Origin of the sequence: Roseovarius aestuarii, assembly GCF_019966515.1 — a bacterium.
Taxonomy (GTDB): Bacteria; Pseudomonadota; Alphaproteobacteria; order Rhodobacterales; family Rhodobacteraceae; genus Roseovarius; species Roseovarius aestuarii.
On record NZ_JAIMIB010000037.1, the window covers coordinates 1 to 13,940 of the forward strand.

At 57.0% G+C, this 13,940-nt stretch carries 14 protein-coding genes; 4 read left to right on the forward strand and 10 right to left on the reverse strand.

The annotated features are described in order from the left end of the window. The 10 genes from LC334_RS22300 to LC334_RS22345 all read right to left on the reverse strand — a co-directional run. On the reverse strand, window positions 1–281 hold a 281-nt coding region (locus tag LC334_RS22300; RefSeq protein WP_223413128.1), incomplete at its 3' end, for a hypothetical protein. A 22-nt stretch (window positions 282–303) separates the two neighbouring features. Beyond that, window positions 304–1,245 (reverse strand): agmatinase, encoded by a 942-nt coding sequence (speB, locus tag LC334_RS22305; RefSeq protein ID WP_085802548.1) that lies wholly within the window; start codon window positions 1,243–1,245, stop codon window positions 304–306. Between the two features lie 39 nt (window positions 1,246–1,284). Beyond that, on the reverse strand, window positions 1,285–2,079 hold the full coding sequence (locus tag LC334_RS22310) for a carbon-nitrogen hydrolase family protein (protein ID WP_085802547.1): 795 nt from the start codon (window positions 2,077–2,079) through the stop codon (window positions 1,285–1,287). After that, complete coding sequence (locus LC334_RS22315; RefSeq protein ID WP_085802551.1) at window positions 2,076–2,489, reverse strand: VOC family protein; 414 nt, start codon at window positions 2,487–2,489, stop codon at window positions 2,076–2,078. The genes LC334_RS22310 and LC334_RS22315 overlap by 4 nt, the downstream gene beginning before the upstream one ends. 15 nt (window positions 2,490–2,504) lie before the next feature. Next, window positions 2,505–3,290, reverse strand: coding sequence for an ABC transporter permease (locus LC334_RS22320; protein WP_085802546.1), 786 nt, complete (start codon window positions 3,288–3,290; stop codon window positions 2,505–2,507). A gap of 3 nt (window positions 3,291–3,293) precedes the next feature. Continuing rightward, window positions 3,294–4,133 (reverse strand): ABC transporter permease, encoded by an 840-nt coding sequence (locus LC334_RS22325; RefSeq protein WP_176237803.1) that lies wholly within the window; start codon window positions 4,131–4,133, stop codon window positions 3,294–3,296. Between the two features lie 9 nt (window positions 4,134–4,142). Continuing rightward, window positions 4,143–5,198 carry an ABC transporter ATP-binding protein gene (locus LC334_RS22330; protein WP_085802544.1) on the reverse strand — a complete coding sequence of 352 codons (1,056 nt, stop codon included), beginning with the start codon at window positions 5,196–5,198 and terminating at the stop codon, window positions 4,143–4,145. 66 nt (window positions 5,199–5,264) lie between these two features. Continuing rightward, window positions 5,265–6,341, reverse strand: a complete 1,077-nt coding sequence (locus tag LC334_RS22335) for an ABC transporter substrate-binding protein (protein ID WP_085802543.1) — start codon at window positions 6,339–6,341, stop codon at window positions 5,265–5,267. Window positions 6,342–6,363: 22 nt separating this feature from the next. Continuing rightward, window positions 6,364–7,326 carry an agmatinase gene (gene speB, locus LC334_RS22340; RefSeq protein ID WP_085802542.1) on the reverse strand — a complete coding sequence of 321 codons (963 nt, stop codon included), beginning with the start codon at window positions 7,324–7,326 and terminating at the stop codon, window positions 6,364–6,366. Between the two features lie 111 nt (window positions 7,327–7,437). Next, complete coding sequence (locus tag LC334_RS22345; protein WP_176237802.1) at window positions 7,438–8,364, reverse strand: LysR family transcriptional regulator; 927 nt, start codon at window positions 8,362–8,364, stop codon at window positions 7,438–7,440. A gap of 132 nt (window positions 8,365–8,496) precedes the next feature. Between LC334_RS22345 and LC334_RS22350 the strand changes: the two genes are divergently transcribed. The 4 genes from LC334_RS22350 to LC334_RS22365 all read left to right on the forward strand — a co-directional run bounded on the left by LC334_RS22350 (window position 8,497) and on the right by LC334_RS22365 (window position 13,450). Beyond that, window positions 8,497–8,862, forward strand: coding sequence for a cupin domain-containing protein (locus LC334_RS22350; protein WP_176237801.1), 366 nt, complete (start codon window positions 8,497–8,499; stop codon window positions 8,860–8,862). Between the two features lie 72 nt (window positions 8,863–8,934). Beyond that, the gene (locus LC334_RS22355; protein WP_085802540.1) at window positions 8,935–10,329 is read left to right on the forward strand and encodes an NAD(P)/FAD-dependent oxidoreductase; all 1,395 of its coding nucleotides are present in this window, start codon (window positions 8,935–8,937) and stop codon (window positions 10,327–10,329) included. A 9-nt stretch (window positions 10,330–10,338) separates the two neighbouring features. Then, on the forward strand, window positions 10,339–11,994 hold the full coding sequence (locus LC334_RS22360) for an amidohydrolase (protein ID WP_085802539.1): 1,656 nt from the start codon (window positions 10,339–10,341) through the stop codon (window positions 11,992–11,994). A gap of 10 nt (window positions 11,995–12,004) precedes the next feature. Further along, entirely contained in the window at window positions 12,005–13,450 is a 1,446-nt protein-coding gene (locus LC334_RS22365; RefSeq protein WP_085802538.1) for an aldehyde dehydrogenase family protein, read from the forward strand. The last annotated feature ends 490 nt before the right edge of the window (window positions 13,451–13,940 follow it).

The window sequence follows — 13,940 nt, forward strand, 5'->3', positions numbered from 1 at the left end:
CAAAACAGCTGGATCAGTGTCCAACACCCGCCAAGTGCGCCAATGCCGCGAGAGCGGCTTCGTCCTTGTCCCGCAAACCGGACTTTTAGATAATAGTCTTCGAACGGCGGCCAACCGGACAAAGCCGCCAAACGTTTGACCTGGCCGAATTTTCGCTCTTGGCGCGTCGGAACAAATCGTAATTTTGAAGATTGGATACGTTCGAATGGCTCCCGGCCGACAATATTCTCGGCCTCGGACGCATCCGGATTTGACGACAGAGCCCACAATTCCACGTTCAAGAAGTTCTACTATTCCAACTTGTTACTTGTTCGCTAAGAGACATAGAATCTCCAACAAAATCTGCGATCCCGCGACAGCTGTTGCGCCAGTTGTGTCGTAGGCAGGCGACACTTCGACAACATCACCGCCGACAAGTTTGATGCCGGCGATATTTCGGAACATCAGCGCCACTTGCCCAGATGTTAGCCCCCCAAACACCGGGGTACCGGTTCCCGGCGCGAAACCCGGGTCAAGCCCGTCAATGTCGAAGGTCAGATAGACCTTGTTGTCGCCGACGATCTCCTTGATCCGCTTTGCCGCCCTGACGGCGCCAAATTCATGAACCTCCGGCGCATCTATCGTATTGAAACCCTGCGTATCGGAATTGTGCGTTCTGATGCCGACCTGAACCGAACGTTCAGGAGCGACCAGCTCTTCCTGAATCGCGTGATACATGAAGGTGCCGTGGTCGATCCGTTCCGGGTCGGGGTCAACCCATGTATCGGAATGCGCATCGAACTGGATTACCGACAAGGGCCCGTGTTTTGCCGCGTGGGCTCTTAGGTTCGGTAACGTTGTGTAGTGATCGCCGCCCATGGAAACGGCCGCAGCTCCGGCGTCGAGAATGGTCTTGATGTGATTTTCGATCGCAGCTGGGGCCAGTTGCAGCTTGCCATGGTCAAACGGGCAGTCGCCGTAGTCGATGATGTTCATAGCCTCGAAAGGATTGATCGGCCAACCATAGGGCGCATCCCAGGCCAGCATCGTTGACAGTTCCCGGATCTGGCGCGGCCCGAAACGCGAGCCGCCACGATGCGTGACCGAGACGTCGAACGGGATGCCGGTGATCGCGACATCCACACCGTTCAGATCCTTGGTGTATTTACAGCGTGCAAAACTGGTGACACCGGAATAACTGACCTCTCCGATCATGCCCCGGCTGGTTTTCCGCGTGATTGCTGTATCGATATTCGGAAGGTCCATGGTGCTGCCTCGTTCGTTTTCAGTGTTCAGAATGTCAGGTTATGACGCTTTGATGCCGCGCTTATTCAGGTCGGCCAGATACGGGTTTGCATGACGGCTTTCCTCAAACTGCGAGACGTCGATTTCGGCGAAGATCAGTGCCTCTTCATCTTCGCCTGCCTTGACCAGCACCGACCCGTCCGGCGCCGCGATGGATGACAGCCCCTGGTAGTGAAACCGACCATCCGATCCGGCGTGGTTGGCATAGGCGAGGAATATCTGATTTTCGAAAGCGCGAACCGGGATGACGCGACTAGCGATGTGGCGGCCATCCGTCCCCGTGGGCAGCGCGGTGGGAACAATCACAAGATCCGCCCCCGCCTGCGCCAACCGTCGGGTATTTTCAGGGAATTCAACGTCGTAGCAGATCAGAAATCCTGTGGATACGCCGCGCATTTCAATAGTCGCCACCGATGGGGTATGAGGCTGGAAAATCTCCTTCTCGTAATCGCCATAAAGAAAGGTCTTGCGGTAGATATGGACCGACGCAACGGGATTAGCCTTTACGGCCATCGCGCTGATAAAGACCTCTTCCCCGTTGCGTTCGGGAAACCCGGCGACCAGGTCGATGCCAATCCTGATCGCGGCCTGTTTCATGCGCTGAACCCAGGCGCCATCCGACGGTTGCGCAAGGTTTCTGAGCGCGTCACCACGTCCGTAACCGCTGAGGGCCAGCTCCGGGACAACCACGACATCCGCACCAGCCGCACGGGCGCGCCGCATGGCGTCTTCGATTCGGTCGGGATTGGTGTCCGGATCAGCCGTAGCCGACATCTGGAAAACAGCAAGTTTCATGTATTCCCTTCCGGGGCTTCCTGAGTGGAAAAGCCGTTAAAGATGACCTCGAGCTTGTTGCCGAACGAGTCACGGACATAGGCGGTGTATGCATCCGGCATCGGGTAGAAATCACGCCCACCGGGCGCGCCTTCGCAGGTTCCGCCATTCTCGAGCGCGGCGGCGTGAAAGGAATCGACGGCATCCTTAGACTCTGCGGAAAAGGCGATATGGGTGCCGTTTCCGCCAGTTGGCGCCCCGCCGTCATAGGGGAGCAGGAGTAGGAACTCGGGGCGGATTTGCCCATAGGCCGCAAATTCGTCATCCGCGGCCAGACAGCCTGTGCCAAGGGCCGCCAGGACCGAGTCGTAGAAGACCCTGGCCCGATCGATGTCGGCAACGCCGACGCTGAGATGGTCAATCAATGGCATCTGCACCTCGCTCACTTAATCCATCGCGCCCAAGATACGCGACAGGTTGCTGAACCTGGCGATCAGACTAAAGACGAAGACGTTGATCAGCAGGAAAACCACTGCGATCGAGGCGATCACCGGCGTATACCCGTAACGCAGGGCGTTGAAGATCTTGATCGGCAATGTCTCGACCGTAAAGCCGACGGTCATCAGCGCGATGATGTATTCGTTCAGGCTGAGTACGAAGCAGAAGGCGAAGCCGGCAAAGGCGAAGGGCGCGGCGATCGGGAGGATGACGGTGCGAAAGACGGTCTTACCATCAGCACCCATGGTCTGCGCCGCTTCAAGCAATGCCCGGTCCACACTTTCAAGGCCAAGCGAGATGGTCACCAACGGCAGGGCCAGCAGGAACATTGCGTGGGCGATGATGACGTTGATCATCAACCCGTTCATGCCGATGCTTGAAAAGAGAAGCAGAAAGGCTAGCGCCATGATAACAGGGGGCAGGATGAACGGTGCCACACCAAGCGAGAACAGCGCTTTTGCATAGCGCAGCCCCGATTTCCACACCGCATAGGCAATCGGCAGGGCGATCAGTACGGCCAGTGTTGCCGATGTGAGGGCAATCAGCAGCGAACTGATCAGCGAGTTGAACCAGCCGCTATCCACGAAGATTTCGGCATACCAGCGGAACGAGAAGCCTCGGGGCGGGAAGGCCAGGAATTTCTTGGCATTGAAGGATACGGCGGTGATCACGAAGATCGGGCCGATTAGGTAGATCGCGAAGATTGCGAGATATGCGTTTCTGAGCAGTTTCATATCCTATTTCTCCCCACCGAATTTCATGACCGCTGCCACCACCGATCCGCTAAGGATCAGGAGGACAACAGCCAGCGCCGAGGCGAACGGCAGGTTGAAGTTGAAGATCGCCTGATCGGTGATCAGCACTGAGAGCGTCCAGTGTTCGGGCTTGCCCAGAACCTGCGGCACGATGATCGCGCCCAGCGTCAGAACAAAGATCGTGACGCTGCTGGAGACCAGCGCCGAGCGGTTCACCGGAATCACGATCTTGAAAAACGTGCCAATGGTCGAGGTGCCAAGCGTACGGGCGGCCTCGATCAGGCTGCGGTCCATGCGGCTGAGCGCCGGATAGAGCAGCAATATGGCAAAAGGAACTGCCAGATAGACCAGCGCCGCAATCACTGCACCGGCACTGGGGGCCATAGCAAAGGATTTTTCCACGATGCCGACAAATTCCAGAATATTACCGATGCCCGCAGTGCGCGAGAATAGCACCTGCCAGCTGAAGGCGATCAGAACTTCGGACAGTGACAACTGCGCCAGAATGTAGATAAGCCACAGAGTTTTGGCGCGCTCATTAAACCGCGTCAGCATATAAGTGAAGGGAAACGCGATAAGTAGGCTGAGGGCAGCGATCAACGCGCAGATACCGGCAGAGAACAAGGCCCGTTCGATATAGAACCAAGTCAGGAACCGTTCAAAATGTGCCAGGTCAAATCCATAGTTGAAATCACCTTCGGGTGTCTGGACAGCCACGCTTGCAGCAAGGATCAGGGCGAACGGGATCATAAAGAAGATGCCGATCATCACCGAGGACGGTATTAGCGTCAGATATTGCGGGAGGGATTTGTTGTTGGTCATAGCCATCCCTCACGCTGCCAGAATGTTGCAGGCAGAGGGGGGCATTTCGACATAGACTTTCTCGCCCAGTTCCACCTCGGGGAAATCTTTGGGGGTCATGACGGATACGACTTCCTGACCGTCACAATCGACCAGGATTTCGATTGTCATCCCGATATCGCGAATGAAATTCACGATGCCTTCCAGCGCGTTACCTGCGGGTTTGTTGCCCTCTTTGTGCACGAATACCTCTTCGGGTCGCGTCATCAGGACGACGTCACCGGCCTGGGCGTCATCGCTTTTGTTCTCAAACTTCATGGCGACACCATTCACGGCAACCGCGCCATCGGCAGACAGGTTTGCCGGAAGCAGGTTCGACGTGCCTATGAAATCAGCGACGAACTTGTTTTTCGGCGTCTTGTAAATATCCATCGGCGATCCGGTCTGGTGGACCCGGGCACGTCCCATCACCACAATGTCATCGGCCATGGTCATCGCTTCGGTCTGATCGTGGGTCACGACAACGGTGGTGATGCCCAGGTTCTGCTGGAGCCTGCGCAGCTCGATCTGCATCGACTCGCGCAGGTTAGCATCGAGCGCCGACATCGGTTCGTCCAGCAGGAAAATCTCGGGATTCAGCGCCAGTGCGCGGGCAATCGCTACCCGCTGCCGTTGTCCGCCCGACATCTGGGTGATGCGTCGGTCCTCGATGCCCGGCAGATGGATCATGTCCAGCAGCTCCTTTACACGGTCTTCGCATTCCGAGCGAGAATGGCCACGGATTTTCATGGAGTAGCTGATGTTTTCCCCCACGCTCAAATGCGGGAAAAGCGCGAAGGACTGGAACACCATGCCGATATTGCGCTTGTGCACCGGTACATGGGTTAAATCTTTGCCATCAAAGCTGATAGACCCGTTCGTGGCTTCTTCCAGCCCGGCAATCATCCGCAACAAGGTTGTCTTGCCGCAGCCAGAAGGCCCCAAAAAGCAGATCATCTCACCCTTGTTGAAATGCAGGTTCACATCCTGCACGGCAGTGACTTCGCCGTATTTCTTTGTCACGTTCTGAATGTTCAGACCGCTCATCAGCGTTTCCTTTCCTGTCCTATAGAAAGCCCGCATGTTCGATGCGGACTTTCTGTGAGTTCGGCCTTAGCCGCCCAGCATCTGGTTCCACTTGTCCGAGATCCAGTCCGCGTGCTCTTTGTAGATGTCGTAGCGTGGCAAGATCGGTGCGCCGTTGCTCGCCACCGCAGCGAGTTCATCGGCGGTAAGGTCAGTCAGAGACGGGTCAACAACCGGAGCGGTACCCAGATTGCGCGACAGCGATGCCTGAATTTCCGGATCGCTGATGTAGTTGATGAATTCATGCGCTTCATCAATGGGTTCCGCGTGTTCCGGAACGATCCAGAAACCGGAATCCAGCACGCCGCCTTCTTTCGGGAAAGTTGAGCGAACAGGGAAGCCCTCGGCAGCAGCAAGACCTGCGACGTCGTGATAGTACTGCCCCATTGGGATTTCGCCATCCTGCAAAGCTTGCTGGAACGCTCCTTCATCACGATACCAGAGACGCACATTGGGCCTGATCTCACTCAGCTTTTCAAAGACTTTCTCGATACCTTCTTTTGTATCCAGAATATCCGTCCCGCCAAAGAATGTGGTTGCGGTGATTTCCAACAGATAAGAGTTGGTCGACAACGCCAGAAGACCCAGTAGATCCTCGTTCTTAGGATCCCACATGTCGGCCCAACTTGTCGGCGCTTCGGCGATCTCGTCGGTGTTCGAGCACAGGGTGATGTACCAGGACACAGCCCCGACAGCGACCAGATTGCCATCTGCGTCGTAATCCTTGAAGTTGTCCGACAGGTTGGACAGGTTCGGTATCTTGGCAGGATCCAGCGTCTTAAACAGTTTTTGTTCAATGCCGCGCTGACGGGGAATACCGGCCATCAGTGATACATCGGTCGGCGCCTGCTTGGCACGTGCCGCGTTCTTGATTTGCACCAACCATGTTTCACCGGTGGGCACGGCGATCGAGTTCACTTCGATACCAGTTGCTGCGGTGAAGTCCGGGTAGATGACATCTTTGAAGCTGTCTTCAAAGAACCCGCCATACGTTCCGACCTTGATCGATGCCTTGTCGGCCCGGGCTATGGACGGGGCAGAGAGCAGTGCAGTAGCGGCTGCGGCCGTGCCCAGAAACGAGCGGCGATTGAGTTGCGTTTTCATGATTTCCTCCTTGGGGTATTGGTCAGTTATTCCAGTTCATAGGTAGCGCGCAGAGCATCTCGTAGAGCAGATTTGCGCCGATCATCGCGGTGTTTCCGCTGGGATCGTAGGGCGGGGACACCTCGACCAGATCACAGCCAACAAGGTTCAGACCAGCACATCCACGCACGATCTCAAGCGCCTGGATGGTGGTCAGTCCTCCCATTTCAACCGTACCGGTACCGGGGGCGAAGGCCGGGTCCAGACTGTCGATGTCGAAGCTGAGATACACCGGTGCGTCACCGATCTTGCCACGGATTTCGGTCATCAATGGCGATAGGGAGTTGTGCCAGCACTCTTCGGCAGGGATGACAGTAAAGCCTTGTTCGCGCCCCCAGTTGAAATCATCAGGGGCATAGCCGGTGCCGCGCAGTCCAATCTGGAATACCTTGTCGTTGATCAGCAGATTATCTTCGACCGCGCGGCGGAAGGGTGTGCCATGGGCGATCTTTTCGCCGAACATCTCTTCGTTGGTATCGGCATGGGCGTCGACATGCACCAACGCGACAGGACCATGCTTGTCAGCGATGGCCCGCAGCACAGGGTAGGTCAGGGTATGGTCACCGCCCAATGTCAGCGTGACAACGTCGTGCGAAAGAATGTCCTTGTATGCCGCGGTGATGATGTCGGCGGTCTTTTTCAGATCGAATGTATTGATCGCGATGTCACCGATATCGGCGACCTGCATGTTTTCAAACGGCGCGGCTCCGGTTGCCATGTTGAACGGCCGCATCATGCAGCTTTCGGCGCGGATCTGGCGCGGACCGTGGCGTGTGCCGGCGCGGTTCGAGGTGCCGATATCCATCGGGATGCCAACGAAACAAGCATTCAACCCTTCGGCGCTGCGCTGCAGGGGCAGACGCATCATTGTCCCGTCACCACCAAACCGTGGCATGGCATTTCCGCCCAAAGGTTGGTTGAACTGGCTAGTTGAAGATTGTGGCATGGCCGCTCCTGGCGAGGTTGAGAATTTCTCTATGCCAGGAGAGTAGCCAAGCGGCTCATCATCGAAAATAACGCAGGCCGAATTTAAATATTTGCGTGGGCAAATGTATTGCTAAGCGTATTCCGCTTTCAGAATCTCACGGAATTTATCGATAATTTTTGGCTGTGGTCCGGATTTGCTGACCAGCTGCATCTCACAGGCAAAGTCATCTTCGGTTTCCGGCAGGCGGCGCAACCGTTCCGCCGCAACGTATTGCTGCGCCGCATGGTCAGGTAGCAATCCCAGGTAACTACCGCTTAGAACCAGCAAAATCTGTGCTTCGATATTCAGCACAACTCGGTCAAGGTCATGCATCTTGATGGATTTTTTCCGCTGACGGCTCCAGTAACCTCGATGCGCCCATGGGTACGCGTAACACATGTCTTGTTTTAGTTTTGAAGACGGCAGCCCAAACAAAGGGTGATCCTTGGCGCAATACAAAGAATGTGACTCAGTGTAGAGCGTTTCGTATCTCAACCCCTGAATGCGATTGTCAAAACTGCCAAAGCCTAGGTGAAATGCCCCACCTGCAATACCGCTCAGAATACTTTGCGGCGGTTCAACAAACAGCCGCAACCGAGCTGCGGAAGCGGTATTAGAAAAAATCCTGATCGCATCAGGGAGTTTCAGATTTTCGTCCGAAGCAATGCAGTCTACTGTGGCCAGTTTCAATTCACCAACCAATGATCCCTTAAGTGCCGTCAGATGATCGGATTGTTCGCTGAGCGTATCCATCAACTGTTTGGCAACCTCGTGGACCATCTGCCCCTTTTCGGTCAGCAAAAACCCACGACGCCCGCGCTGGCAGAGCTTGACACCTATGCGTTCTTCCAGCGCGGTGATGTGGTTTGAAATGGTCGGTTGACTCAGCCCCAGTTCGGCCTGCGCTGCGCTGAAGCCGTTGTTGCGTACAACACTGTCAAAAACCGAAAGAAGGTGAATGTCCGAACCTGAAATCCTCATGAATGCATTGAAAACCACAAATGTATCGAATTGCAAAGTGTAATTTTTGACAGCAGCCACAACCTTTAGGACGGGGACCAAGTGATGCGCAGCAATCCAAACCTGGATCGGCGGGTATCCTAACCTAAAAGTCACCCGGCAATGGCCGAAATAATGAGGGTCCAAAATATGACATCTGTAATCCCACTTTCCAAAGACGGCCTGAGTGGCGGCGCAATGGAGGCATGCTCGGTCGTGCCGCCTGAAGCCGTGCTGAGCGGCAAAGCAGATGAGACCGGTGCGATTCATCTCGAAGCGGGCGGTGGTAAATTCCTCATCGGCACCTGGGAATGCACGCCCTATGCCGAAAATCTGGCCTATCCCGACAACCACGAGTTTTGCGTTGTCGTCTCAGGCCGTGTTGTCCTGACTAACCCAGATGGCAGCGTGAACGAATTCAGCTCCGGTGACTGTTACATCGTTCCCAAGGGGTTCGACGGCAAGTTTGAGGTGCTCGAGACGCTGCGCAAGATTTACATCCTGTACACTGAATGAACCAACCTGTCCCCGCCGGGGCATCATGTTCCGGCGGGCTTCTCAACCACACATACAGCAAAAGAGCCTGAAATGACTTCGCTTGCGACCCGTGCCCTGAATGACGTAACCCTGTTCCCCTATTGGTTGGACAGTCCCGATGCGCCCGCAACGGAACCTCAGCTGATCGGCCGAAGTGAGGCGGATCTGGTGATCGTCGGCGGCGGTTTTACCGGCCTCTGGGCATCGATCATCGCGAAAGAAGCGAACCCGGATCAGGACGTGGTATTGATCGAGGCAGAGAAGATTGCCTATGGCGCATCAGGGCGCCCCGGCGCGATCGTTTCGACCTCTGTCATGCACGGGTTGCACAACGCCGTGCGGATTTTTCCCAATGATCTGGATCAGCTTGAACAGCTGGGGCACCGGAACATGGAAGGGTTTCTGGACACGATCAAGCGACACAAGATCGAATGCGATCAGGAATGGAATGGTGAGCTGACCGTCGCCGTCGGCCCGGAAAACGTGCCTGTCGTCCAGGAGGAATACGATCTGCATGTCAAACACGGGCACGAGGTTGAACTGCTGGATGCGGAGGCCGTACGCGGACACCTGAACTCGCCTCTGTTTCACGGCGGGCTCTGGTCCAAGAAAAACAGTGGCACCGTAAATCCTGCCAAGCTCGCTTGGGGGCTCAAACGCGCTGCAATCTCGTTGGGTGTGCGTCTTTACGAAGAATGCCCGATGAAGCGGATCGAGGATGAGGGATCGTATCTACGAGTCGTCACCCGCGACGGCGAAATCAAGACGCCGAAAGTGTTGCTGGGCACCAATGCCTTTGCCGTCGGCCACAAAAAAATCCGCAGCCGCATCGCCATGGTGCGTGACCGGATCGTGATGACCGAACCCTTGTCCGACGAGCAGTTAGCGCGGGTCGGCTGGAAAAACCGTCAAGGTGTCTATGATACGCGCACCCAACTGAACTACATGCGTCTGACCAAAGATAACCGTATTCTTTTCGGCGGGCGGCTAGGGTATTTCATAAACTCCCCGCGCGATCCCGAATTGGACCGCACCACGCAGCCCTATGAACGCCTCGCCGGGGCCTTCTTCAGCACATTCCCGCAGCTTGAAGACATCCGTTTCACCCATGCCTGGAGCGGACCGATTGCCCTGACCACGCGTATGGCCGTACATTTCCAGAGCTACTATGACGGCAAGGCCGTCTATGCCGGCGGGTATTCGGGTTTTGGTGTCTCCACTAGCCGCTTCGGCGCTGAGATGGGTCTGGCCAAGCTTAACGGCGAGGACCGGCCGGAGCTGCAACTCGAATTCGCCCGCACCATGCCCAACAAGATCCCGCCCGATCCGTTCCGCTACATTGGCGCGCAGATCACCATGTACGCGATGGACACCGCGGACGCCAAGGGTGGCTGGCGCAATCTGTGGCTGAAAGCGGTGACCAAACTCGGCTTTCCCCTGACCTGAGGTGTTACCATGAGCGCAGATCTGGCCATCCTGAATGCGGCCATTCGCACGATGGACCCCGCTTCGCCCACCGCCGAGGCGTTGGCCATCGCAAACGGGAAAATCACAGCGGTCGGAACTTCGGGATTCATAAGAAAACTCTGTGATGCTGAAACCCGGGTCATTGACGCGCAGGCTGCCACCGTCCTGCCCGGCTTTGTCGAAAGCCACATGCATCTTTTCCTCGGCGCGTTTTCGCAGAAGGTCCTGCAACTGGCCGACGTGACCGGAACGGAGCAGATTACCTCCGCCATCCGTGATTTCACCGAATCCAATCCCGATGAGCCCCTGCTGATTGTCCAGGGTGTGGCTTACGGTTGTCTCGACGATGGGGCCGACCCGACGCGCTATGATCTGGACGCGATCTGCACTGACCGTCCGCTGCTGCTGCAAAGCGCCGATTTTCATAATGCCTGGGTCAATACCGCGGCCCTTGAGGCTGCAGATGTACTGCATGGCCGCGATGTCGGGCCCGGGTCGGCGATTGTGCTGGACAGCGACGGCGTCGCTACTGGTCTGCTGACCGAACCGCCAGCCGTGGCAACGGTTCTGACACTGGGCCGGCATGGCGGGCGCGAAGGGCTGGGACTGAAAGGTGCAGAACCCGAAGGACCGGTAAACGCGGCGGACCGCGCCGCCGATCTCGCGCTCTTGTGCGAAGGTCTTGCCTATTGCGCAGCGCAGGGCATCACCACCATCATCAACATGGACGGGAACCTCTATCAGGCGGACTTGTTGAAAGAGATCGAAGACGCTGGCGATCTGATCTGCCGTGTCGAACTGCCCTATCACTTCACCCCCGGCAAGCCGCTGGAAAATGTCGAGATCGCCGAGAAAAAGCGACGTGATCTGACCTCGGACAAGCTCTGGTGTGGACGGATCAAGCTCTTCATGGACGGTGTTCTGGACATGGAAACCGCCTATCGCGTGCAGGATTATCCGGGCAAGCCTGGCTACAAGGGCGAGCCGCTGCACAAGCCCGAACGCTTTGTCGAACTCGCGACCGAGTTTGACAGGCGCGGCTTTCAGATCAGCGTGCATGCCATCGGGGACGGCGCGGTGCGAACGGTGCTGGACGGGTATGAGGCGGCGCGTAACGCCAATGGCGCGCGTGACAGCCGTCACCGAGTCGAACATATCGAGCTGATCGACCCGTCAGACCTGCCGAGACTGACGGAGCTTGGCGTCGTGGCCTCGGTCATGCCACCGCATCCGCCGGGGTGCGAATTTCCCCTGGAGCCGACCGCAACCATCATTGGCGTGGATGACTGGCCGAATGCCTACCTCTGGCGCGGCTTGCAGCAGGCCGGCGCACCTATCTGTTTCTCCTCCGACTGGCCAATTGCCTCTTTGGCGCCACTGACCGGCATTACCTATGTGATGAACCGCACGCCCTTCGGCGACGGGCTAGGCGATGAGCGGCTGTCCTTCGAAGACACGCTGGCCGCCTATACGTCGGGCGGGGCCTACGCGGTGCTAAAGGATGATCAACTGGGCCGCATCGCAGCGGGGTATCGCGCGGATATCGTGATGTTTGACCGCGAACTGACCGCAACGAATACCGAACAAACTCAGGTCGTCCTGACCATTTGTGACGGCACGATCACCCATGAGATTTCAGCTTAGAGAGGCGGCGATGGATTTGCAGAAACGCGACGAAACTCTTTTCATCAACGGCGAATGGGTCAGGGGTTCGGGGGAACTCATCCTCACGCCGATTGACCCGACCACCGGCGATGCTCTGGGTCGGCTCGAAACCGCCAGTGCGGATCAGGTAGAAGGTGCCGCCCAGGCGTCGGCGCGCGCATTCGCTGACTGGAAAGTCACGGCCTCATCGGAACGTGCGGCCTATCTGCGAGGGTTTGCCAAGGGTTTGGCGACACGGCAGGAACGTCTGGTCGATGTCCAGATGCGTAACAACGGTAAACCCCGGGTTGAAGCCGAGATTGATGTAGGCGATGCCATCGCCACGTTCAAGTATTACGCCGGTCTGGCCGACACGCTCGACGCCTGTCAGGATGCCCGCGTGGATCATGCCGGGGGCGATCACATCGGAATGGTGCGTCGCGAGCCGGTGGGGCCGGTCGGGATGATCGTTCCATGGAACTTCCCGCTGGTAACAAGCGCGTGGAAAATCGCACCGGCGCTGGCTGCAGGGTGCACGGCGGTAATGAAGACCTCGGAAATGACCCCGCTGGCAGAACTTGTCTATGGCGAGATCGCGCAGGAGATTGGTCTCCCGCCGGGTGTCCTGAACATCGTGACCGGCGCGATGGAAGTCGGCGTCGCTTTGACCGGCTCGCGTGCGTTCCGCAAAATCTCGTTCACCGGGTCGAACATGGTGGGCGCGAAAGTGATGGCGGCCATCGCACCGCGCTGCTTGCCCCTGTCGTTGGAATTGGGCGGCAAGGCACCGATCATCGTCACGGAAGATGTCGATATCAATCACGCGGTCGACTGCATCATCGGCGGTATATTCTTCAATGCCGGCCAAATGTGTTCTGCCTCCTCACGGTTGCTGGTGCATGGCTCCATCGAGGCCAAACTGATCGAAGCGCTGTTGGCAAAAACCGAAACGCTGGTGACGGCCTCACCCTTTGCCGAGACCTGCGATATGGGCCCCATGACCGCCCGTGCACAATATATCAAAGTTAGAGAGTATCTGGCGCGGGCGCAGGCGGATGGTCTGGATTGCGTCACAGGCGGGATCAGCAAGGAAACGATCGGCAATTTCGTTGTCCCGACAATCTATCGCAACGTGCCGCATGATAATCCGGTCTGGATCGAAGAGATTTTCGGCCCGGTTCTGGCGACGACACGTTTCGAGACGGATGAAGAGGCGCTGGCTCTGGCGAACGCCACCGAATACGGTCTGGTCGGCACGGTCGTCTCCGCTGATGAAGCGCGCGCAAAAACGCTCGCCAATGGCATCGAAGCGGGCCAGATCTGGATAAATACGCCTCAGGTTGTCTATCCCGACAGCGCATGGGGCGGCTTCAAGTGTAGCGGCATTGGACGAGAACTGGGCCCTTGGGGTTTGGCTGGCTATCAGGGCGTCAAGCATATTACTTGTGCTTGCTGAATAAATTCTGGGAAGCCAGCACGGCAATGGTGATCGGCCATCCAACCTGTCAGAAGAGCTACCCCTACCTTTGAAACCTTGGATGACGTCAATGTCGGCTTTCGGCACCTTGCGATTATTCAGACGCCTCGAAGCGTCATCCAAAATTGGGCGGAAAGTGTGAATTCGCTGCATCCGCGAAAGCAATCCCACCAAACTGCAAAAGCGGCCATTCACAGGTCTGAGACAGGTTTTCTTTTGCGGCGGCTAGCACAGAGGTCGGCAATGCGCAGATAGTGAACTTTGCAAAGTCGCGTGGACGGCGCATTCCCTCCGCTTTGAGTGTGATCTGGCGCTGCAATGCAGCTTCTGCAAACCTGCCGTTCGTGCAATACGCAGCATTTGAGAGGCGTAGAGGTCGGCTCTGCGGGACAAGGACCGAAGGTCGGAGTGACGCGGGCGGGCGGTGCCGCGCCCGAGGCTGGAGGTCGCTGACATCTTTCGGACGCAT